Source organism: Myxosarcina sp. GI1(2024) (assembly GCF_053543375.1).
This window is the reverse complement of record NZ_JBKGTY010000001.1, coordinates 554,992-574,948: the sequence shown is the minus strand read 5'-3', so window position 1 is coordinate 574,948 and position 19,957 is coordinate 554,992. Positions and strand designations below refer to the sequence as shown.

General features: G+C 38.7%; 24 protein-coding genes and 5 pseudogenes. 18 read left to right on the top strand and 11 right to left on the bottom strand.

What is annotated here, in order from left to right; translation table 11 throughout:
- Positions 1 to 13: 13 nt before the first annotated feature.
- Both ACLFKQ_RS02870 and ACLFKQ_RS02865 read right to left on the bottom strand, forming a co-directional pair.
- Positions 14 to 277, bottom strand: coding sequence for a CopG family antitoxin (locus tag ACLFKQ_RS02870; RefSeq protein ID WP_448998388.1), 264 nt, complete (start codon positions 275 to 277; stop codon positions 14 to 16).
- Entirely contained in the window at positions 264 to 527 is a 264-nt protein-coding gene (locus ACLFKQ_RS02865) for a BrnT family toxin (RefSeq protein ID WP_448998387.1), read from the bottom strand. Before ACLFKQ_RS02865 ends, ACLFKQ_RS02870 begins: the two co-directional genes overlap by 14 nt.
- A 194-nt stretch (positions 528 to 721) precedes the next feature.
- Between ACLFKQ_RS02865 and ACLFKQ_RS02860 the strand changes: the two genes are divergently transcribed.
- Complete coding sequence (locus tag ACLFKQ_RS02860; RefSeq protein WP_448998386.1) at positions 722 to 1,615, top strand: AlbA family DNA-binding domain-containing protein; 894 nt, start codon at positions 722 to 724, stop codon at positions 1,613 to 1,615.
- Positions 1,616 to 1,631: 16 nt separating this feature from the next.
- Here ACLFKQ_RS02860 and ACLFKQ_RS02855 read toward each other — a convergent pair whose 3' ends face one another.
- From ACLFKQ_RS02855 to acsF, 3 genes are all read right to left on the bottom strand, one after another.
- Entirely contained in the window at positions 1,632 to 2,042 is a 411-nt protein-coding gene (locus tag ACLFKQ_RS02855) for a putative toxin-antitoxin system toxin component, PIN family (RefSeq protein WP_448998385.1), read from the bottom strand.
- Positions 2,035 to 2,265 carry a hypothetical protein gene (locus tag ACLFKQ_RS02850; RefSeq protein ID WP_448998384.1) on the bottom strand — a complete coding sequence of 77 codons (231 nt, stop codon included), beginning with the start codon at positions 2,263 to 2,265 and terminating at the stop codon, positions 2,035 to 2,037. The genes ACLFKQ_RS02855 and ACLFKQ_RS02850 overlap by 8 nt, the downstream gene beginning before the upstream one ends.
- 101 nt (positions 2,266 to 2,366) lie before the next feature.
- Entirely contained in the window at positions 2,367 to 3,425 is a 1,059-nt protein-coding gene (acsF, locus tag ACLFKQ_RS02845; protein WP_448998383.1) for a magnesium-protoporphyrin IX monomethyl ester (oxidative) cyclase, read from the bottom strand.
- 151 nt (positions 3,426 to 3,576) lie between these two features.
- Between acsF and hemF the strand changes: the two genes are divergently transcribed.
- From hemF to ACLFKQ_RS02820, 5 genes and pseudogenes are all read left to right on the top strand, one after another.
- A complete protein-coding gene (gene hemF, locus ACLFKQ_RS02840; RefSeq protein ID WP_448998382.1) occupies positions 3,577 to 4,605 on the top strand; it encodes an oxygen-dependent coproporphyrinogen oxidase in 1,029 nt (342 codons plus the stop codon).
- 105 nt (positions 4,606 to 4,710) lie between these two features.
- A complete protein-coding gene (locus ACLFKQ_RS02835) occupies positions 4,711 to 5,463 on the top strand; it encodes a biliverdin-producing heme oxygenase (RefSeq protein ID WP_448998381.1) in 753 nt (250 codons plus the stop codon).
- Positions 5,464 to 5,717: 254 nt separating this feature from the next.
- On the top strand, positions 5,718 to 7,115 hold the full coding sequence (gene hemN, locus ACLFKQ_RS02830; RefSeq protein ID WP_448998380.1) for an oxygen-independent coproporphyrinogen III oxidase: 1,398 nt from the start codon (positions 5,718 to 5,720) through the stop codon (positions 7,113 to 7,115).
- 89 nt (positions 7,116 to 7,204) lie between these two features.
- A pseudogene (bchE, locus tag ACLFKQ_RS02825) lies at positions 7,205 to 8,809 on the top strand (magnesium-protoporphyrin IX monomethyl ester anaerobic oxidative cyclase); the annotation flags it as partial.
- Between the two features lie 48 nt (positions 8,810 to 8,857).
- The gene (locus tag ACLFKQ_RS02820) at positions 8,858 to 9,493 is read left to right on the top strand and encodes a response regulator (protein WP_448999441.1); all 636 of its coding nucleotides are present in this window, start codon (positions 8,858 to 8,860) and stop codon (positions 9,491 to 9,493) included.
- Positions 9,494 to 9,630: 137 nt separating this feature from the next.
- Here the strand turns inward: ACLFKQ_RS02820 and ACLFKQ_RS02815 are convergent, their stop codons facing one another.
- The 4 genes and pseudogenes from ACLFKQ_RS02815 to ACLFKQ_RS02800 form a co-directional block, all read right to left on the bottom strand.
- Complete coding sequence (locus ACLFKQ_RS02815; protein ID WP_448998379.1) at positions 9,631 to 10,455, bottom strand: SIR2 family protein; 825 nt, start codon at positions 10,453 to 10,455, stop codon at positions 9,631 to 9,633.
- Positions 10,434 to 10,889 carry a hypothetical protein gene (locus ACLFKQ_RS02810; protein WP_448998378.1) on the bottom strand — a complete coding sequence of 152 codons (456 nt, stop codon included), beginning with the start codon at positions 10,887 to 10,889 and terminating at the stop codon, positions 10,434 to 10,436. The genes ACLFKQ_RS02815 and ACLFKQ_RS02810 overlap by 22 nt, the downstream gene beginning before the upstream one ends.
- Positions 10,880 to 12,338, bottom strand: a pseudogene (gene tnpC / locus ACLFKQ_RS02805) (IS66 family transposase). Before tnpC ends, ACLFKQ_RS02810 begins: the two are co-directional and overlap by 10 nt.
- Before the next feature lie 53 nt (positions 12,339 to 12,391).
- Positions 12,392 to 12,724 carry a hypothetical protein gene (locus tag ACLFKQ_RS02800; protein ID WP_448998377.1) on the bottom strand — a complete coding sequence of 111 codons (333 nt, stop codon included), beginning with the start codon at positions 12,722 to 12,724 and terminating at the stop codon, positions 12,392 to 12,394.
- 548 nt (positions 12,725 to 13,272) lie between these two features.
- On the opposite strand from ACLFKQ_RS02800, the gene ACLFKQ_RS02795 reads away from it, so the two are divergent.
- From ACLFKQ_RS02795 to ACLFKQ_RS02755, 9 genes and pseudogenes are all read left to right on the top strand, one after another.
- The gene (locus ACLFKQ_RS02795) at positions 13,273 to 13,497 is read left to right on the top strand and encodes a DUF433 domain-containing protein (protein ID WP_190909286.1); all 225 of its coding nucleotides are present in this window, start codon (positions 13,273 to 13,275) and stop codon (positions 13,495 to 13,497) included.
- Entirely contained in the window at positions 13,494 to 13,826 is a 333-nt protein-coding gene (locus ACLFKQ_RS02790) for a DUF5615 family PIN-like protein (RefSeq protein WP_448998376.1), read from the top strand. The genes ACLFKQ_RS02795 and ACLFKQ_RS02790 overlap by 4 nt, the downstream gene beginning before the upstream one ends.
- A gap of 152 nt (positions 13,827 to 13,978) precedes the next feature.
- The gene (locus tag ACLFKQ_RS02785) at positions 13,979 to 14,110 is read left to right on the top strand and encodes a hypothetical protein (protein WP_448998375.1); all 132 of its coding nucleotides are present in this window, start codon (positions 13,979 to 13,981) and stop codon (positions 14,108 to 14,110) included.
- Positions 14,111 to 14,167: 57 nt separating this feature from the next.
- Positions 14,168 to 14,392, top strand: a complete 225-nt coding sequence (locus ACLFKQ_RS02780; RefSeq protein WP_448998374.1) for a DUF433 domain-containing protein — start codon at positions 14,168 to 14,170, stop codon at positions 14,390 to 14,392.
- Positions 14,389 to 14,732 (top strand): annotated as a pseudogene (locus ACLFKQ_RS02775) (DUF5615 family PIN-like protein). Before ACLFKQ_RS02780 ends, ACLFKQ_RS02775 begins: the two are co-directional and overlap by 4 nt.
- 43 nt (positions 14,733 to 14,775) lie before the next feature.
- Entirely contained in the window at positions 14,776 to 14,937 is a 162-nt protein-coding gene (locus ACLFKQ_RS02770; protein WP_448998373.1) for a hypothetical protein, read from the top strand.
- Between the two features lie 140 nt (positions 14,938 to 15,077).
- Positions 15,078 to 15,369 (top strand): annotated as a pseudogene (locus ACLFKQ_RS02765) (Photosystem Q(B) protein 1); the annotation flags it as partial.
- Positions 15,370 to 15,562: 193 nt separating this feature from the next.
- On the top strand, positions 15,563 to 16,639 hold the full coding sequence (locus tag ACLFKQ_RS02760; protein WP_448998372.1) for an NAD(P)H-dependent flavin oxidoreductase: 1,077 nt from the start codon (positions 15,563 to 15,565) through the stop codon (positions 16,637 to 16,639).
- 5 nt (positions 16,640 to 16,644) lie between these two features.
- Positions 16,645 to 17,190, top strand: a complete 546-nt coding sequence (locus tag ACLFKQ_RS02755; RefSeq protein ID WP_448998371.1) for an NUDIX hydrolase — start codon at positions 16,645 to 16,647, stop codon at positions 17,188 to 17,190.
- A gap of 10 nt (positions 17,191 to 17,200) precedes the next feature.
- Here ACLFKQ_RS02755 and ACLFKQ_RS02750 read toward each other — a convergent pair whose 3' ends face one another.
- Positions 17,201 to 17,575 carry an ArsR/SmtB family transcription factor gene (locus tag ACLFKQ_RS02750; RefSeq protein WP_448998370.1) on the bottom strand — a complete coding sequence of 125 codons (375 nt, stop codon included), beginning with the start codon at positions 17,573 to 17,575 and terminating at the stop codon, positions 17,201 to 17,203.
- A 335-nt stretch (positions 17,576 to 17,910) separates the two neighbouring features.
- On the opposite strand from ACLFKQ_RS02750, the gene ACLFKQ_RS02745 reads away from it, so the two are divergent.
- Both ACLFKQ_RS02745 and ACLFKQ_RS02740 read left to right on the top strand, forming a co-directional pair.
- A complete protein-coding gene (locus tag ACLFKQ_RS02745) occupies positions 17,911 to 18,813 on the top strand; it encodes an NmrA family NAD(P)-binding protein (RefSeq protein ID WP_448998369.1) in 903 nt (300 codons plus the stop codon).
- Positions 18,814 to 18,944: 131 nt separating this feature from the next.
- A pseudogene (locus ACLFKQ_RS02740) lies at positions 18,945 to 19,130 on the top strand (IS701 family transposase); the annotation flags it as partial.
- Here the strand turns inward: ACLFKQ_RS02740 and ACLFKQ_RS02735 are convergent.
- A complete protein-coding gene (locus ACLFKQ_RS02735; protein WP_448999489.1) occupies positions 19,070 to 19,597 on the bottom strand; it encodes a hypothetical protein in 528 nt (175 codons plus the stop codon). The pseudogene ACLFKQ_RS02740 and the gene ACLFKQ_RS02735 overlap by 61 nt on opposite strands.
- A 200-nt stretch (positions 19,598 to 19,797) precedes the next feature.
- On the opposite strand from ACLFKQ_RS02735, the gene ACLFKQ_RS02730 reads away from it, so the two are divergent.
- Complete coding sequence (locus tag ACLFKQ_RS02730; RefSeq protein ID WP_448998368.1) at positions 19,798 to 19,953, top strand: hypothetical protein; 156 nt, start codon at positions 19,798 to 19,800, stop codon at positions 19,951 to 19,953.
- Positions 19,954 to 19,957: the final 4 nt, after the last annotated feature.

Below are 19,957 nucleotides of genomic sequence, written 5' to 3'. Positions count from 1 at the left end.
ATCTCAATTAAAATTAACTCGCTTTAATAATCTTTTCTTTTAACCAAGAATCTACCAGCATTTCAACCGAAACTTGTTGTTCTTGAGCAATTTCTAAAAGTTTGTTCATTAAATTGCCTTCAACAGAAACTAAATAATGTTTGCGTTTGAGATCGACATCAAAATCTACTTCTGGCAGATTTTCTTCATATTCTCCTAGATCGTGAGTATCGAAAAAATCTACTAATTCTTCAGTAGAATCAAATTTAGGTAACTTTTGAGATTTATTTTCTGTCATATAATTTCCTCTCTTTTTTTGGCATATCTCTGGCACTTAAAATTAGAGCTTGATTAGAGAATTTATAACGTCCTGAATCAGTTTGTCCCAAGGCTAAGTAAACATCTTCTTCTGCGCGATCGCCTTTTTCCACAAATCGAAATTTTGGTTTGTTGCTTAAAACCTCTTCCACTTCATTGGTATTTACACGATGTTTTACTGCCAGCTTATCAATAATTTTATCGAGCCAAATAATTTCTTCAATTCTCACACCAGTATTTGTCGAATAATCTTAGTAGGTTGATTGTAGCTTAGTTATGTATTTGTCCTGTTAGCTATATGGCGATCGCCCGTTTTCAATCTTACTTAGAAAGGCGATCGCTATAATCGAAAATAAGTGGCTATATTTGATGGCGATGTTTATAATAGTGCTTTGTTAGTCTTCAGATCGATTGCTGAAATTTCATGATTAATGTAGAGGAATTATTAAGTCGAGAAGAGTGTGAAAATTTAGATTTCAAAGAACAGTTTCATGAAAATAAATTAAAATTTTTACATGACATTCTCTGTTTGGCAAATGCCTATACAGAAGAGGATAGATATTTGGTTTTTGGGGTTACAGATGACAAAAATCTCATAGGTGTGCAGTCCGATATTAATCGTAAAACTAATGCTAAGATTCAAGACTTTATTCGTCAAGCAAATTTTAATCGCATTCCCACTATTAAAATTGAAACTATTACACCCCAATCTAATATTGAAATAGATATTTTAGTTATTAAAAATCGACCAGACAAACCCTTTTTTCTCACGAAAGATTATACGGATAGAGGTAAAACAATTCGTGCAGGAGTTATATATACACGCTTGGGTGATACAAATATTCCACTTCAAGAGTCTGCGCCCGAAGCACAAATTGAACTAATGTGGCGCGAACGTTTTGGATTTGGTTTGCCACCTTTAGAAAGAATCAAAAGATTGCTAGATGATGTTGAACATTGGGTTAGCATTGATGAAGATAATCAAATTTATCATAAAATATTTCCAGAATTCACAATCCGTCAAGGTGAAATAATTAAGGAGGATTTCCAAGAATCATGGACATACAAATTTCCAAATCCTAATGCTCATAGTTTTGAAGTCGAACTTAGATATTTTGAAACATTAATTCACAAGGAAACTTTTGTAACGTGTGATGGAGGTCGTTATCAAATTCCTTTGCCTGAAAGCGATCCATCAAATTCAGATAACAAGTATTTTATTAAAAAAAATAATTTTGCTTATAAAATTGCTAAAATTTTTTGGCAATACTATCCTATTGATGATGCTTTAAGGATAGCCAATATAAAATTAATCTAAGTAAATATTATGTTGTCTAATTATTTAGAAACTGAGTAACTGTAATAATCGAAATTTCTCGAAATGGATGTAAAATTAATAAATCTCGATCGCCAGTCACAATACATTCAGCTTTTCCATTCACTGCTAACTCTAAATATTTATCATCTTTGGGATCGCGACAAGCATTTATAGTTTCTTTAATATCAACAAATCTAACTGCTTGCTCAAAAACTAATAAAAACAATTGTCTTTCTTGACTAGAGAGATACTTATCAAATTTGGGTCTTGCTACAACTTCGCTTATTTCTGACCAAATCGATTGTGACATCAAGACTATTCCTTGCTTTCTTGCTTTATCTAATGCCTGACGAGGTAAACTTTTCTTGAAAAGTAAAGCACTGATAATGACATTAGCATCTAGAATAAATCTTCGTGGCTCACTCATTTAAAATAGACTCTAAAATTTCTGGAGTTAATCCTCTCTCTTGCGCTCGATCGCTAATTTGATCCATAATTACTCCTAATAAATCATTGTTATTAGAAGTATCTCGATCGAGAAATAGAGTAACAATGGTTTGAAGCCTTTGTTTTTCTTGTTCGGTTGCATTTTGGTAAGCAACAGCAACTTCTGGACTGACTTTAATCGTAATTTCTTGGGTAGAATCCATGACTGTAAACTTTACTCTAAATAATTCGATCTTAGCAGTAGATATTATAAAGGGTTCGGTATTCCCAAACCCTTAACCATTGTAGATTTTTTGTTTTTTTCTTAACGTACAGTACCCCGTAAAGCCTCTGCATCAATAGGTTTAATTAAATACAAAACTAACAAATCCCAAAAGATACCAGTAATTAAAGGTAACTTGCGGAAAAATTTAACTATCTTCGGTGCTTTACTTGTTTCGATCGCTTTTAACTCTTCATTGCGATCTGCACAGCGTTCTAACCGTTTAAAGAACTCAGGACGATCGACATCAAGAATAACAGGAAATGCCCGTGCTGAAGTTTCGTTAGTCTTGCGAATTACTTCGCGATCGTATTCTTGAGCATCTAAACCGATACTGGTGTAGAAGTCCGCCCGTTCGTGTACGGTTAGGGTATGGGTAGCAAATACAGATAATAAGAAGAAACGCGCCCATAATCTGCCTTGCCAACATTGCCACATCGATTTTTGCGATCGCAATAAGGCTTTAAAGATATCTCCGTGACGGTTTTCGTCTTGACACCAACTTTCAAACTTTTTGAATAGGGGATAAAACTGATATTCAGGGTGTTTTTCTAAATGACGATACATCAGGATATAACGCCAGTAACCAATTTTTTCCGAGAGATAAACAGCGTAAATTACCCACTCTGGTTTAAAAAATCTATAGGTGCGATGTTTGGTTAAGTATCCTAAATCTAGAGAAATATTAAAATCGCTCATGGCTTTGTTGAGAAACCCTGCATGACGCGCTTCGTCTCGTGCCATTAAATGAAATATTTCGGCTAAAAGTGGATTTCGACCTTTGAGTTTGCGGGATAATTCTTTAAACAGGAGAAAACCAGAGAATTCCGAAGTGCAAGAACGTTCCAAAAAATCGACAAACGCCCGACGGGTTTTTTCATCAATGCGATCCCAAGATTGTTTAAACTCGTCATCCCGTAAAAAGTGATCTCGATTATAATCAGTACGCATTTCGGCAATCATTGCTTTTAATTCCTCTTCCTGGGAGGAAATATCCATATTAGCGATCGCGTCAAAATCTGTAGTGTAAAAGCGCGGCGTCAGCAAGGTTTCTTCTGTAGAGGTTTTTTTAGTAGCGGGTTGAGAAACAGTACTAGTCATAATTGCTTGGATGTATAGCTAATTAGTTATGAACTATATTTATCCAATAAGATGAGGCAAAAAGCAATAAAGTTTTGTAAATCTCGATTTTATATTCAATATATTCTTATATAGTTAAATAACGTAAATTAAAATTAATCGAAAATTTGTAATGAGTATTCAAGCAACAGCTCGGGTCGAAACCAAAAGTCAAAATTTGCCTCCCGCAGATTCTAGGGAACGGGTCAAAAAATTCGTTCGGCAATTACAAGATAATATTTGCAATGGTTTAGAACAACTCGACGGTAAAGCTAGCTTTAGAGAAGATAGTTGGCAAAGAGAAGCCGGAGGAGGCGGACGTTCTCGCGTCATTAGAGACGGAAGAGTATTCGAACAAGGTGGGGTTAACTTTTCCGAAGTTTGGGGTGATACTTTACCTCCATCAATTTTAGTCCAACGCCCCGAAGCAACAGGACATGGTTTTTATGCTACCGGTACATCGATGGTGCTGCATCCCCGTAATCCTTATGTTCCCACCGTTCATCTCAATTATCGTTATTTTGAAGCCGGTTCCGTTTGGTGGTTTGGTGGTGGTGTCGATCTAACTCCTTACTATCCTTTTGTAGAAGATGCGGTACATTTTCATCAAACGATTAGGCATGCTTGTGATGCTCATCATCCCGAATATTACCCCGCTTTCAAACGCTGGTGCGATGAATATTTTTATCTGAAACACCGTCAGGAAGCACGGGGTATTGGCGGGATCTTTTTCGATTATCAAGATGGCAATAGTCCCCTCTATTGTGGTCCCGATCCCGACGGTGCTGCTGCCAAATATAGCAATCAAGTAGGTAAAGTAACTCGTAATTGGGAAGATTTATTTGCTTTCGTGCAGAGTTGCGGTAATTCTTTCTTATCTGCTTATGTTCCTATTGTGGAAAGAAGACAAGATACTGAATACGGAGACAGAGAAAAAAATTTCCAATTGTATCGTCGCGGACGCTATGTGGAGTTTAACTTAGTTTACGATCGCGGTACGATTTTCGGTTTACAAACCAACGGACGTACCGAATCAATTTTAATGTCTTTACCTCCATTGGTACGTTGGGAATATTGCTATCAACCCGAACCAGGAACACCAGAAGCCAAGTTAACAGAAGTGTTTCTCAAGCCTCAAGATTGGGTTAACTATAAAGGATGAATTATGAATGATGAGAGATGAGGAAAGTAAGAGAAAAGTAATAGGTAATAGGTAATAAAGGCCCAATGACTAATAACTAATGACTAAATTCAGGAGATATTAATTATGTGTAGCGATCTAGCTAGTCAATTAAGAGAAGGTACAAAACAGTCTCACACTATGGCAGAAAATACTGCATATATGAAGTGTTTTCTCAAAGGAATTGTCGAAAGAGAGCCTTTCCGTAAATTACTTGCTAATTTATATTTTGTTTACACTACCCTTGAAGCAGAATTATTAAGACATCGCGATCATCCTGTAGTTGGTTTAATTTATTTTCCCGAATTAAACCGCAAAGCCAGCTTAGAAAAAGATTTAGCATTTTATTATGGAGATAATTGGCAAGAAGAAATTGCTCCTTCCGAGGCAGGAAAAGTTTACGTAGCTCGGATTAAGGAAGTATCGAACAGCGAACCGGAATTATTAGTTGCCCATTCCTATGTGCGCTACATGGGGGATCTGTCTGGGGGACAGGCATTAAAAAATATTGTCCGTTCTGCCCTGAGTCTACCACCAGATCGGGGAACTAATTTCCATCAATTTGATGCTTTTCCCTCTGTAGAAGCAAGACGCGGATTTAAAGGCAGATATCGCGATGCGTTGAATTCCTTGCCAGTCGATAATGAGTTAATCGAAAAAATTGTCGCTGAAGCTAACGCTGCATTTGCTCTCAATCGCGATGTGATGCACTCTCTAGAACCTGAAGTGAAAGCTGCTATTGGCGAGCATGTATTCGATCTGATTACTCGACAAGATATTCCCGGTAGTACAGAACGGGCTCCAGGCAACAGTTCTGTTGAATTAATTACTGCCGAGTAAATTACGATTAAGAGCGATCGCACTTACCTAATCCAAAACAAAATAAGTGCAAAAACACCATTGTAAGGTGAGCAATGTTTACCTTGTAATCGGGTTATTTTCCTCGTGCTTGTTTGCGCCTAATTTTCTGTTAATCACTGTTTAATTTTCGAATCAACGGGCGATCGCTTTTCCTAATAATTCAAAATATCTATTACCTATCACCTATTACCTATTATCTATTAACTGTTCCCTGTTCCCTTAATATTACAAGTATGAAAGTTTCCAAACAAAAAGTTCAATTTAATTCCACTCTTTTACAAAAATACGACAAACCCCTACCTCGCTATACCAATTATCCTCCTGCGACTCAATTAAGTTCTGATTTTTCCGCACACAAATTTCGTACTGGCATTGCTATTAGTAATTATACGCAAACTCCAATTTCTCTTTATTGTCATATTCCTTTTTGCGAAACTCCCTGTTATTTTTGCGGTTGCAATACCGTTATTACCCAAAGAAAAGAATTTGCCCAAGCTTATTTAGAATATATCGCTCGCGATATCCAACAGGCTGCATCTTTAATCGATTCTAAAAGAACAGTACATCAACTCCATTGGGGTGGTGGTACACCTAACTATTTGAATCTGGAACAAATTGAGTTTTTATGGAATACTCTTAATCGACATTTTAGTATCGATCGCCATGCGGAAGTTTCTATTGAAATCAATCCCAGATTTATCGATCGCAACTATATATATGTTCTGAGAAGTCTAGGTTTTAATCGCATTAGTTTTGGTATTCAAGATTTTAATCCCCAAGTGCAAGCAGCCATCAATCGGGTACAACCAGAAGAGAGGTTGTTTGAGGTGATGGATGCCATTAGATCTGCGGGATTTGAAAGTGTCAATGTGGATTTAATTTATGGTTTACCTTATCAGACTTTAAACACCTTTAGAGAAACCATCCGCAAGACGATCGAACTCAATCCAGACCGCATCGCTGTCTTTAATTTTGCCTATGTACCTTGGTTGAAACCAGTCCAGAAAAATCTGCCTGTAGAAGCTTTACCTTCTGCTGCTGAGAAATTGGCAATTTTCCACATGACCATTGAAGAGTTGACCAATAATGGCTATGTCTATATTGGAATGGATCACTTTGCCAAACCCGATGACGAACTGGCAGTGGCACAACGCCAAGGCGAACTACACCGCAACTTCCAGGGTTACACTACCAAACCCGAATCAGATTTATTTGGTTTTGGCATGACTTCCATCAGTATGCTGAATGATGTTTACGTCCAAAACCAGAAGGGCATTAAAGATTACTATCAAGTAATTGACCAAGGAAAATTACCCATTGAAAAGGGTGTTAGTCTAAGTCGCGATGACATTCTCCGTCGCACCGTAATTATGGAATTGATGTGTCAATTCCGCCTTTCCCAATACGACTTAGAGGAAAAATATCATCTCGGTTTCGATCTTGATTTCGATAGCTATTTTAGTGCCGAAATTGCCGAACTAAAAGCTTTAGAAGCGGATGGCTTAATTAAAGTTTTTGATGATGGTATTGAAGTAACACCCACAGGAAGATTATTAATTAGAAATATCGCCTCGGTTTTTGATACCTATCTCACCAGACATGGCGATCGCGTTTTTTCTAAATCTATTTAAATAATTTGCTAATTCTGAATTTTGTAAGGGCGAAACGTATTTCGCCCCTACCCCGATCTTTGCTAACTTTAAATTTGCTCGAGTGACTTATGCGTATTCTCTTAATCCAACCCAATTACCATTCCGGCGGGGCAGAAATTGCGGGAAATTGGCCTCCTAGTTGGGTTCCTTATGTCGGCGGGGCGTTGAAACAGGCGGGATTTGACAATATTCGCTTCGTCGATGCCATGACTAATTATATTGAAGATGATGTTCTGGCAGAAATTATTGCTAAGAATCGGCCCGATGTAGTGTTGGCAACGGCAATTACGCCGACGATCTATCAATCCCAGAAAACTCTCCAGATTGTTAAAGAAGTCTGTCCCAACGCTAAGACAATTATGGGTGGGGTTCATCCTACCTATATGTACAATGAAGTTCTCAATGAAGCTCCTTGGGTAGATTATATTATTCGTGGGGAAGGAGAAGAAATTACCGTCAATTTGTTGAGAGCGATCGCCAATGGTACGGATTTACAAGAACGTCGTAATATTTTAGGTATTGCTTTCTTAGAAGACGGTCAAGTAGTCGCTACTCCTGCCCATCCGCCGATTAAAAACCTGGATACCTTAAGCCCAGACTGGAGTTTGTTGGATTGGGATAAATACATTTATACTCCTCTGAATGTTAGGGTTGCTGTTCCCAACTATGCTAGGGGTTGTCCCTTCCGTTGTCGCTTCTGTTCCCAATGGAAGTTCTGGCGTAAATATCGCTCTCGCACTCCTAAATTATTCGTCGATGAAATCGAACATCTAGTTAAAGAGTATAAAGTCGGCTTTTTTATTCTGGCAGACGAAGAACCAACCATTAATAAACCCAGATTTCTTGCCCTGTGTAGGGAATTAATCGATCGCAATTTAGATGTTCACTGAGGTATTAATACGCGGGTGACGGATATTCTGCGGGATGAAAAGGAATTACCCCTGTATCGCAAAGCGGGATTGGTTCACGTATCTTTAGGAACAGAAGCTGCTGCCCAATTGAATTTAAACATTTTCCGCAAAGAAACCACCATTGAAGATAACAAACGCGCCGTTCGTCTGTTAAAAGAAAATGGCATTGTAGCCGAAGTCCAATACATTATGGGGTTGGAAAATGAAACCCTAGAAACCATCGAAGAAACCTATCGCATAGCAAGGGATTGGCAAGCGGACATGACCAACTGGAATATGTTTACGCCCTGGCCTTTTTCCGAGTTGTTTGAAGATTTAGGAGATAAGGTTGAGGTGCGGGACTATTCCCACTACAATTTTGTCACTCCCATTATGAAGCCCAACGCCATTAGCCGCGAACAATTGTTGCAAGGGGTACTGCGTAATTATGCCCGTTTCTATATATGGAAGACGCTGGAATATTGGTTCGTGCGCGATCCTTTCAAACGTCGCTATTTACTCGGCTGTCTCTGGGCATTCCTACAAACTACCCTCAATAAACGCTTCTACAACCTCAAGCGCGTCAAACAAAAAGGATTCCATACCGAAATTGACTTTGGCTTCGATGAATCGAGAATTCTCACTCCCGAACAAATTGCCCAACGTAACCAAAAACTAGGGGCAGACGTTAATTTTGCAGGTACGATAACCGAAACTACCCCTACTACCATCTCCGCCTGTGGCGAACCGAATGACTTGCCCGCATACCAGCCCGAAGAACAACACAGCGATATTCAAGTATTCCTGATTGTCAGCGACGAACAAACAAGAGTGGGTTTAAGAAAAGCCTTACGCGCCCAAACAGGAATCGATGTTTACAGCGAAGCCACCAACGCGGAAACTGGTTTAGTCTTACTCAACTCCGTTGCTGGTGCAGATGTTGCCCTAATCGATTTCAACTTACCCGATAAAAATGCCGTAGAATTAACCAGAAGATTCCGCGAAATTCAGGCACAATCGGACAATCCCCGCCTAAAAATCTGTCTCTTCTTACAGCCAGACTCCGAAGCCCAAATTTTAGCTGCCTTTGCTGCTGGTGCAGAGTCCTATATCCTCAACAATGCATCCATCGAACAGTTAGCGGAAGCCATCCGTTTAACCCAAGCAGGTTACTTATATCTCGATCCTGTAATCGCCAATCTCATTTTGGCGAAAATCAAATGGCTTCAAAACGAAGCAATTTTAACGAAGTCATCGCAGGCTCCGTCTTTTCAAGACGGAGTACCGATGACCGAAACAGAATTAGTAGTTTTAGAATTAATTGCCATTGGTACTGATTATGATGCAGTAGCATCTTCCTTGCAAATCGAACTAGAAACCGTCAATACCTATATCGCTAATATTATCAATCGAGTTTGTATCAGCGATCTAACTCAAAATTCAGTTAAAGCTTTAAATTTGGTGTAGTCGTAGGGTGGCAATGCCAATTAAAATTTATAGTTATACAGTTATTATCCAAGTTCGCCTAATCAAACAACAAGCAGAAAAACGAACTTGAAATAATTTGCTTGCTCAAAGTACTTGCAGCCAAAATTCTTTTGTTATTAACTGCTTTTATTTTGCTTTTCAAAAAGAATTTTGGTTACTTTATCACACCAAAGTATATCTTCTTCTTTTCTATTGTTATCCACTAAAATAATATTAAGTTTGTCTGTTAATGTTAAATCGATTCTAAGTTGACTTGCACATTCTTTTTTTATATCTTCCTTAGATTTATCATTTTGTCTGCGAATTATAAATAACTCCTTCTCTTTGTCTTGGATAAGATCTCGAAAAAATCCATTAATATGTCCATCATCATCATTAAATCCATAGCCGACTACTACAATGGCATTAGATTGGCAAAATTGATCATAAAGATTGACATATCTACGAGACATTTCGATTGAGGTCAAAGGTTTGATACCGCTTTGTGTAAAAATCAAGGGAACTGTTATATGAGGATGTTGTAGACGTTCTTGTTCAGAATTAAATTTGATGATTTTATTTAAATAAGGATCGTAAAAATCATCAATACTACCATTTAAATAGGCAGGATTAACACCGTCAATTATTGAATTAATTAAATTAGTATAATTAGTTGTTCCTATTCCTGAAATATCTATATTGTTTTTTACTTTTAATAAATCATGATAATAGCCATTATTTATATTTTTTGCTTTCTGCATTTGATTTTTTATATAAGTTCGAACTGTCTCCAAAAAAAGCACCATTTTGGTAAACTTAGCCCATTCAACTTTAGGGTTATAAAGATACCTAAAATGACTGTCAACTAATTGTTTATAATCTAATGTTTGTTCAAATAATTTTTCAATAATTTTCAATCCAAGTTTTCCAAAAATATCTTTTAGTTCACTATGAATATCCAAAAATATTTTCTCAGAGTCATTTCGAGAGCTAATTCAACAGCAGCCAGTCCAGCACGAGAAAAATCAATATGGAATAGTCCATAAAAATTGTTAAATAAAGGTAATCCTGGTGGCGATTTAGTAAAAATTTCATTCAAATTAGAGGTTAATTTGCTACCATAACATCCAATCAATATCTGTAAAAATGCTTCTATAGCTTTTGATAAATTTGTATCTTTTGGTTGATTGATTTTACTATAAGTTTCAAGCAAAGCACTAAAATAATTGCTTTCAAATAGACTTGTTTCTGCTTGAAAAGCAGGGTTAATTTGAATTTCTTGATTGTAGTTAACTTGTTTAATATTTTTATCTACAGCCTGATTAAATTTATCATTTATTTGTGTTACTGTTAAATCAAAATTATTTAATACCTGATTGTAAGGATTCAGGTGCAAGCATGAGGAATAAGAGAAGGATAAGAACAATGTCCAACTGTAGCTTGTAAAGTCTGTTGAAAAAAAGTAATCACCGAACGTCCTTGCAAACGACAAGATTGAATTGCACTCAGCAGGTTGGCTGTATGTTGAAACCGTTCGATGGAACGAGAGCCACCACAAACTTTCCGCTTGGTTACAGCAGTTCTCAAACATCGTTCAGCTAGATTATTGTCGGGGGGTATCTGAGGATGTGTCAGAAAATACCACCATTGCTCCGCCTTATCACGCAGCGAACGTAGCAGTTTTCCAGCTTCATGACCAGCATTCTTGAGCCAAGTCTTAATTGCGCTAGTCACTCGCCTTCGGAAATCCTCTGCCCAATCTCGATAGTGGCTTTCCTGATGGGTCTGTCGCCAAACCCGATGTTGCTTAAATGCCTCATCAATTAGAGACAGAAAGGTGGTAGCAATTTCTTGGTTATCTACCCCTTTAGTCTTTAACAGTTTTTGAAAATGACGACGTAGATGAGCCAAACACTTTTGTTGTCCTGCTACTGAATAGCCGTTGTAGACACTAAAATCGTCGCTAATCAAAACTCCATCATAGAATACTCCTAATACAGCTTCCAATTCTCTGCGTTTTCTAGTATCGCCGGCATGAAACAGGCAGAACTCTGACCCAGCTAAAACCCAGAGCCATTCTTTGACTCCTTTAACTGAGCAGGGGGTTTCGTCACAATGTAGAGGAGGATGCTCTGAATTAATCGACTTTTTCAACCCTTCAACACTGTTGATACTCGCTTGTTGTACTCGTTCGTTCATTGGTGGCAACTAAAGTTCCCCTACTAATTTCTATTGCTCCCAGTTCCCACAACAGTTCTTGCTGTTTAGCATAGGACATATGAGCATAGTTTCCCAGCCAGGAAAGTAACCCCTGTAGTCTGACTCCCAAGTCTTGACCTGGAATCATTGTGGGAGACCGTCGAGCTGCCTCTATTGCTCCACACTTGCCGCATTGACAGTGATGACGTTGGTACTCTACGACTTGTATCGGTTTTGCCACCAACTGGGCTACCTGTTGAGTATCTACTCGTACCCCCTTAGTCTTCCATTGTTGATTTCCACAGTTGGAGCAGATGGTCGGTTTCAATACTTCGTAGCGGTCTACACGCCCAAATCCTTTTCTCGTCTTCCCTTGATGTCCTGGTTGTCCTCCTGGTTTTCTTTTTGTCTCTTTTTTGGCTTCTTCCAACCCTACTTCTGGTTTTCTCTCGCTTTTTTTCAGCAAGTCAGTTGAAGGGGGTTTCGATGAGGTTTGGCTGTCGAGGTTGAGGCTCTGTTCCAGTTGTTCTATTCTTTTTTCTAGCTTCTCAATCAGCTTTTGTTGGGTAGTCACGATTTCTGCCAGTTTCTCATTGGACAACTGGCGCAGTTCTTCGGCTTTGAAGGGGTGATTAGCTTCGCTCATTATTGGCTACTTTAATCTCTTTTTCCTTTTTGTCAACCCTGATACCTGAATCCTTACACCTGATTTACCTCGTTATCAAAATTATTTAAAAATTTAATTATCTTATCTTTATTATATTCAATGGTTGATTCAAGCAAGCTTTTAAAATCACGTTTAGTAAGAGTGTAAATGTTTTTATTTCTAAAATCTTTAGGTAGCCAGTTTTCGGCATAAGATGAATTAATTTGTATATTAGATAGAATTTTATTGAATTTTTCTTTTTCCTCTTTTGTTTCTTGACGGAATATGTCGAGAGCAAAACGTCCCCCTAGAGGCAACTCATATCCTACCTCTGCACCTGCACCGAAGAAAAAGCCTAGCTTATATTTTTGAGAAGAATTATTCATAGTAATTATTTGGGATGATTCTTATTTACTAACTCTTCAAGTTATTAACTGACAGTTTTTGTTAGCTATATGCTGGACAATTATTACCCTTAGATATATGACCAACAAGCTAGTATAAAGAGTTACTAAAAGTATTCCCAGAGGGGTAGTTTTTCTAACAGAACAGATTTAAGAAATTAAAATAACAATTTTTTTCTAAACGCGATCGCACTTACTCTTAATCATCTCTACAAAAAAGTGCGATCGCATTGACTCTCAGTCATTTCTACCATCGGGCGATCGCATTTAGTCTCAATCATCTCTCCCATCGAGCGATCCAAAGGCTACGCGAAGCATAATCGCACCTGCTCTTAATCATTTCTACATCGGGCGATCGCATTTAGTCTCAATCATCTCTCCCATCGAGCGATCCAAAGGCTACGCGAAGCATAATCGCACCTGCTCTTAATCATTTCTACATCGGGCGATCGCACGCTCAAAAAATACCATTGACATCTAGTTTGCTACTATATTGATGGTAGATAAATATTTTTTCCTCATTGCGTTTTATGAACTACCAAGACATTATTACGATCGAACCTGGAAAGCGCAGTGGTAAGCCATGTATTCGGGGAATGCGAATCACCGTGTACGATATCTTGGAATATCTCGCAGGTGGGATGACCGAAGCAGAAATTTTGGAAGATTTTTCTGAACTTACCTCAGAAGATATCAAAGCCTGTCTTGCTTTTGCAGCAGATCGTGAGAAGAAGTTGTTTGTGGCATCGCTGTGAAACTGCTTTTTGATGAAAATCTCTCAGATCGGATTGTTTACAGGATTATCGATTTGTATCCTAGTTCTGACCATGTCAAAACCTTGGCACTTACAAATACTGACGATAACATCATTTGGGAATATGCAAAAGCAAACAATTTTGTGATTGTTTCAAAAGATTCTGACTTCCATCAACGTAGTTTGCTGTATGGTCATCCACCCAAGTTTATCTATCTTAAGGTTGGTAATTGTCCAACATCAAAAATTGTTCAGATTTTAAGAGACAATTTTGACACGATTATTCAGTTTGGAGATCGAGAATCAGAAAGTATATTAGTCTTGGCGTAGGTAAAATCGGCGCATAATAAAGTTTTTTCGCTCCATTTGAATCATATCTGTCGCTGCTGATTGGAAACGTTATCTGTAAAGCGATCGCCTGTTCTCAAGTTCCAAGAGCGATCGCACTTATTCTCAATCCCAAATCAAATCAGGCGATCGCATTGACTCTCAATCATTTCTACAAGGGAGCGATCGCATTGACTCTCAATCATCTCTGCAAGGGGGCGATCGCATCTACTCTAAATCATTTCTCCCATCGAGCGATCGCACTAGCAAAAACTACCATTTACTAAGATTTACAATTAAATAGAACAGACCGATCTATCTTGGAACAATGGAGGTTTTATCAAATGTCAAAATTACTCGAACGAATCACAGTCAATCCCAGACAGTGTGGTGGTCGTCCCTGTATTCGTGGTATGAGAATTCGAGTATCTGATGTTCTTGACCTGTTTGCAGCAGGGCTTAGTTCCGAACAGATTTTAGAGGAACTACCCGATCTTGAGATGGATGATTTGAGAGCAGCACTTACCTATGCGTCACGTAAACTTAATCATCCTGTGTTAGTCGCATGACAACGATCTGGATCGATGCACACACCTGTCACCTACAATTGCAACTTGGATTACAAATACATTTGGGGTAACAGACCTAGCTTTACGCGATCTTGGGTTGCGAGATGCTGAAGATACGGAAATCTTTGAGACTGCAAAAGCTCAAGGAGTTATTTTTATGACCAAAGACAGTGATTTTGTGGATTTGGTCGATCGCTTGGGAGAACCACCGCAAATTATTTGGTTGACTTGTGGAAATACTTCAAATGCTCGGTTGCGAGAGATTTTGAGTTCGGTTTTATCAGAAGCACTAGAGCTACTACGTTCTGGTGAAAAGTTAGTGGAAATTAGTGGAGATTAACTCGGTCGTTATCTGTAAAACGCTCGCTGAAAGCGTACCTTAGGTGTCCGCCTGTTCTCAACTTCAAAAAGCGATCGCGCCTATTCTCAATTATCTCTATAATCGAGCGATCGCACTTAGTCTCAATCATATCTACAATAGAGCGATCGCACTTAGTCTCAATCATATCTACAATAGAGCGATCCGAAGGCTACGCGAAGCATAATCGCACCTGCTCTTAATCATTTCTACATCGGGCGATCGCTAAATTTGAGTTAAATTTATCTCAACGCTCGCTGCATCCAAGCGATTTTTTGATGAATACGCAAACTTATCAAGCTAAAAAAATAATTTTATACTTGTAATAATAATAATAGCCGTTCCTTACACTTCTTTTTAGCTGCTTGGCCCGTAATTGGTATTTGGTTAGCTGCGATGGCTGTATCTTGCTTTGCTTGAACCTCAATGGTTTTTTAACTTTAACCAATCTGTTCTTGAGTCTCAAGGTCGTGTAGTTCCCACTTGGGCTGATGTTTTAAACTGCGCTAATTTGAGTATCGAAGCTATGCACAAACGTAACGTTCATAACTTTTCTCTAGATCTAGCTAGCGGTGAGAGCCAACCTGTAGCTTTAGTTACCCCTGCTATTCACAGCTAATTGATGTTCAATTGCGTTCATACTAGTTTTCTTCTAACTTCCTTCAAATAATCTAAGCAACCCAACCCAGGTTTTAATTGCTTTGAGTTGTTTTTTTATCACTAATTGACTATATACTTTTTTAAAGTATTATTTGAAGCGGCGATCGCCGAGCGCTTTTAATACTGCTATTCAACAGTTAAATAACAACATTATGACCACACTTCCACCACTTCGTATTGGTAAACATCTTGCTCCCTACCCAATTATTCAAGGAGGCATGGGGATTAGGATTTCTGGGGCGAACCTTGCCAGTGCTGTAGCCAATACTGGCGGTATTGGAATTATTTCGGCAGTTTGCCTGGGACTCAATTCTCCATATTACCCAAAAAGTAATTTGTTTAAAGCCAATCGTTTGGCACTAATCGATGAAATAACAAAAGCTCGTCAACTCAGTCCCCAAGGTATTATCGGTATCAATGCCATGGTAGCGGTTAGAGATTATGAAACTTTGGTACGCACTGCTGCCGAATCTGGCATCGATCTAATTATTTCTGGTGCGGGATTACCCTTGCATCTGCCTGAATATACTGCTGACTATCCTGATGTGGCATTAGTACCGATTATTTCCAGTACCCGTGCTGCTAAGATCATCTGTTGTAAATGGGAACGTCAATACAACCGTTTACCCGATGCTTTTGTAATGGAAAATCCTCAAAAAGCAGGGGGACATTTAGGAGCGAAATATGGAGAATTAGCCAGTTCCAAAATAGAAGCCGAACAAGTCATCCCTGAATTAGTCAACTATCTCCAAAATGAATTGGGACAAGACATACCTGTAATTGCTGCGGGAGGGATTTGGGATCGCCGTGATATAGATCGCGTCCTAGCTTTGGGAGCTAGGGGAGTCCAAATCGGTACGCGCTTTATAACTACTGATGAATGCGATGCGGCTCTTCGCTATAAAGAATTTCATCTCAATTCCCATCCCGAAGATGTGACCATTGTCCCTTCTCCTGTAGGAATGCCAGGCAGAGTTTTACACAATCAATTTGTGGAAAAAGTCTTACAAAATTCTCCAGATTTAGATAAGAAATGTCTGGCTAACTGTTTGCAAGTATGTCGCTGCCGAGATACTAAAGAAACCTACTGCATTGTTCGCGCTTTAGATCGGGCTGCTCGCGGTAATGTAGAAGAAGGTTTAATTTTTGCTGGTACTAATGCCGGACGTGGGAAAAAGATCGTCCCTGTCAAAGAGTTAATGGCAGAATTGATTGCCGATTCCAATTAAATCTAATGGTAAATTCTCAAAATGACTGGCAAACTCTAGAACGTTTTGTAGAAATTCGTTCGTCTTGGCTGACTTTAATCGGTGAAAAACTACAAGACGAACAACAACGAATATTAGATTACTGGCGAGTTGAAAAGGCTGATTCGGTGGTAATTATTACCATACAAAGCGGTCGCTTTCTCTTGCCCAAACCTACTTATCGTCCTGGTGTAGGAAAGGCTACCCTTGATTTTTCAGGGGGTAGAGTTTTATCCGAACAAACAACCGCTGAGGTTGCCAAAATTGTTCTCAAGCGAGAATTAGATATTGAAGAATCAGACATTAGTAGTCTTAAACCCTTAAATCAAACTGGTTGGGCGATTAATAGTTCTTTTTCCAACCAAAAACTTTTCGGTTTTGTCGCCGAAATTAACTCTCAAACTATCGTTAATCCTAAGAAATTAGCCTCAACTAGTTATTTCAATACTGCCAGTGGCATCGAAAATTTACTTCAGGATTTAACCTGTCTTCAATGTCGCGCTGTCTTATTAGATTGGAAACAAAGTATTTAGTATTTAAATTTTACTTCGTAGAAGGACTTAAAGCACTCAACCGCTTGAATTTCTCTGCTTTTTGTTGCATTCTTTGATACAAGCGATCGCAAACTAACTCGCATAGCTCGAAAATCATTGGATCTTGAATTTCATAATAGACAGCTACCCCTTGAGGTTTACGGGATAGAATTTCTGCTTCTGTGAGCATTTTGAGATGTTTGGATAAATTTGCTTGTCCCAAACCAGTAGCTTCCCCTATCTCACTGACATTCATTGCTCCCTCTCTCAAGCAGCTTAAAATTTGCAATCGACTAATTTCTGAAAGTACTTTAAAATAATCGGCAACTGGAGCAAGATATTCGGGTGGTTTGGGTGTCTTGTCGCGAGAGTCAGTTTTTGGCATGGATAAAATAAAAATAGTTTTTTATAGTTTATATAACCATATAGTATTCTAACAAATAAGTAAAACCTGTTTTTCCGCAACTCGCACTTTACTAGGAAGATTACAAGTGGAATTGGGTAATTTAGTTACAAAAAGTAATCCCAAACTCCAAGCAGATTATGATTCTTTAGCCGTCGCACCCTATTTAGATTATTTGTAAATCGCTCGATACAACCAAATCTTTAATTCTTCGCCTAACTACTATCCAATGAATTTTCATTAGCCTAAATTTGAGTTGACTTCGATTCGTTTTTCCTACTACGTTGAAGATGCTACCTTAAAAGAAAAAATTGACAGTGGGAAAAATTCTCTTAATTGGAGTGACTGGAGGAACTGGAATTCGGGTCGTTCGAGGATTTCTAGAGCAGAAACAAACTGAGCTACGAGCGATTACACGCCATCTAGATCTAGAGAGATTCTCTCTTTTTCAGTTAACAAGTGCGGGAGTCGAGTTAGTTGAAGCAGATTTAGATGACGAGGGTTCGCTCGAAAAAGCTTTTATGGGAGTGTCAGGGGTCTACTGCCATGCTACATCTGGAGATTATACTCAAGCCGATCCCCGCGAAGTAGAAAGGGCTAAAAGACTAGCAATAGTAGCCAAGAAAGCTCAAATTAAGCACTTGGTTTATAATTCGGCAGGAGGAGCCGAGAGAAAATCGGGAATCAGACACATCCAACAAAAATATGAAGTCGAAACAGTTTTTCGGGAAACTGGTTTGCCAACCACGATGTTGAGAGCGTGTTTATTTATGGAAGAGTTTTGGAAAAAGTATACTCGACCCTCAATTTTAAAAGGTCGCTTTCCTTTTTCACTGCCATCTTCTCATCCGATTCATTTACTGTGCGTAAAAGATTTAGGCCGTGTAGCCGCTTGGGTAATGACTCATCGAGAGAAATATCTCGATCGCAAAATTGAGTTGGCTGGAGATGTATTGACTCCTCAACAGATAGCTGAGGAATTTTCACGCTGTGAGAGAAAAACAGTGGTTCATCAAGAAATTTCAGCTTGGCTATTTTTACTAGTCTTTCGTTGGCAACTATTTAAGCTGATCCAATGGTATCGAAATGACGGCTATCAGGCTGATGTCAAATACCTTCGACGAGAGTTTCCCGACCTATTAACTTCATTTCGAGAGTTTCTTCAAGAGACTCAATGGGCTGATGAGACACGTACTTATGAAAGTCTTCAATCACTGTAATTGGAGAATTAATGAGAAAATCTGCTGGCGTTGCTCAAATCAAACCTTAATAACTGATGTTACGCAAAAGCTATCATATTGAGATGGATACAAAGCTTTTGGAACTATATAGCGACTATATTATCAGCTCATTAGCGGTGAGTGAAAAAGACAAGAGGCGAGGACGTTTTACAAGAATTGATTCACTCCAATGGTCATCACAAAAGTCAGTCAGAGGGTGGCTGAAAGGGCTGGATTTTCCTGTTCTGCTTCACCGTCAAGTCTTTACAAACAAAGATGGAAGTACTGGTATTTTGTATTTGGCTTGCAGTAACCTGAGCCTGGTTGACTGACAAAACTTATAAAACAGTATAAGAGTAAGTTGCACCTTAAACTCAAACTGATAAAGCCTTCGCTCATGTTGCTTGAGTGATGCGATGGTGGGTGTAGAATCTTGACTGCTAGAAAACGCGACAGAATGTAGCAATTTCCAACCATTGAGAAGTGCAGCCTTGACCCAATCCCAACCGATACGGAAGTAGCTATTACCTCGAAACCAATGGGGATCAACCCATCGTCGTTTACCACTATCAACAACTTGGACACCTTGTGCGCTGACGTAGAGAGTTGAAATAGCTAAGATAAAACACAACCGAGACAAGGCACAGACATCGCGTATCATAGAGCGTTGAAGATTCCAGCCACCAGACTGGTCATCCAGAAAGTTTTCTTCGATGTCAAAACGCAATCCATACTCAGCAAAGGTTTGTAGAGTAGTTTTTTCCTCGCTAACAATTGCCCACAATTCACCATTGACACGGTTACGCCCAACAATTACATTAATAACACCATAATATTCTCCTTTATGTATTCGTACATTATGTAAGCAAATTGCCTCTCCAAATCCAAGTATTGCTCTTAATTCTGATACGGTAATGCCACACTAATTCAGTGGTTAACATGGTCATGAGCTCAGTATGAACAAAACCTCTATCTGCCAGTAGTATGACCTGGACTTTTTTTGGAGTATTGGGAGTTGACCGCTTCTTGTTTTTACATCCCAATCCCTTCACAGTTTTTCATGTGTCAATCGATTTAGTAGTAGTTCCTATCTGTATCTACAAACCAAAAGAGAAGAATAATTCTGATGTTTTGCGTTAATCGG

Excerpts from the sequence above, each read along its gene's own strand:
- ACLFKQ_RS02870 (WP_448998388.1), bottom strand. The coding sequence starts at position 277 with ATGACAGAAAATAAATCTCAAAAGTTACCTAAATTTGATTCTACTGAA.
- ACLFKQ_RS02760 (WP_448998372.1), top strand. The coding sequence starts at position 15,563 with ATGACCACACTTCCACCACTTCGTATTGGTAAACATCTTGCTCCCTAC.
- ACLFKQ_RS02755 (WP_448998371.1), top strand. The coding sequence starts at position 16,645 with ATGGTAAATTCTCAAAATGACTGGCAAACTCTAGAACGTTTTGTAGAA.
- ACLFKQ_RS02750 (WP_448998370.1), bottom strand. The coding sequence starts at position 17,575 with ATGCCAAAAACTGACTCTCGCGACAAGACACCCAAACCACCCGAATAT.
- ACLFKQ_RS02860 (WP_448998386.1), top strand. The coding sequence starts at position 722 with ATGATTAATGTAGAGGAATTATTAAGTCGAGAAGAGTGTGAAAATTTA.
- acsF (WP_448998383.1), bottom strand. The coding sequence starts at position 3,425 with ATGACTAGTACTGTTTCTCAACCCGCTACTAAAAAAACCTCTACAGAA.
- hemN (WP_448998380.1), top strand. The coding sequence starts at position 5,718 with ATGAAAGTTTCCAAACAAAAAGTTCAATTTAATTCCACTCTTTTACAA.
- ACLFKQ_RS02800 (WP_448998377.1), bottom strand. The coding sequence starts at position 12,724 with ATGAATAATTCTTCTCAAAAATATAAGCTAGGCTTTTTCTTCGGTGCA.
- ACLFKQ_RS02835 (WP_448998381.1), top strand. The coding sequence starts at position 4,711 with ATGTGTAGCGATCTAGCTAGTCAATTAAGAGAAGGTACAAAACAGTCT.
- ACLFKQ_RS02795 (WP_190909286.1), top strand. The coding sequence starts at position 13,273 with ATGAACTACCAAGACATTATTACGATCGAACCTGGAAAGCGCAGTGGT.
- ACLFKQ_RS02730 (WP_448998368.1), top strand. The coding sequence starts at position 19,798 with ATGACCTGGACTTTTTTTGGAGTATTGGGAGTTGACCGCTTCTTGTTT.
- ACLFKQ_RS02850 (WP_448998384.1), bottom strand. The coding sequence starts at position 2,265 with ATGGATTCTACCCAAGAAATTACGATTAAAGTCAGTCCAGAAGTTGCT.
- hemF (WP_448998382.1), top strand. The coding sequence starts at position 3,577 with ATGAGTATTCAAGCAACAGCTCGGGTCGAAACCAAAAGTCAAAATTTG.
- ACLFKQ_RS02855 (WP_448998385.1), bottom strand. The coding sequence starts at position 2,042 with ATGAGTGAGCCACGAAGATTTATTCTAGATGCTAATGTCATTATCAGT.
- ACLFKQ_RS02780 (WP_448998374.1), top strand. The coding sequence starts at position 14,168 with ATGTCAAAATTACTCGAACGAATCACAGTCAATCCCAGACAGTGTGGT.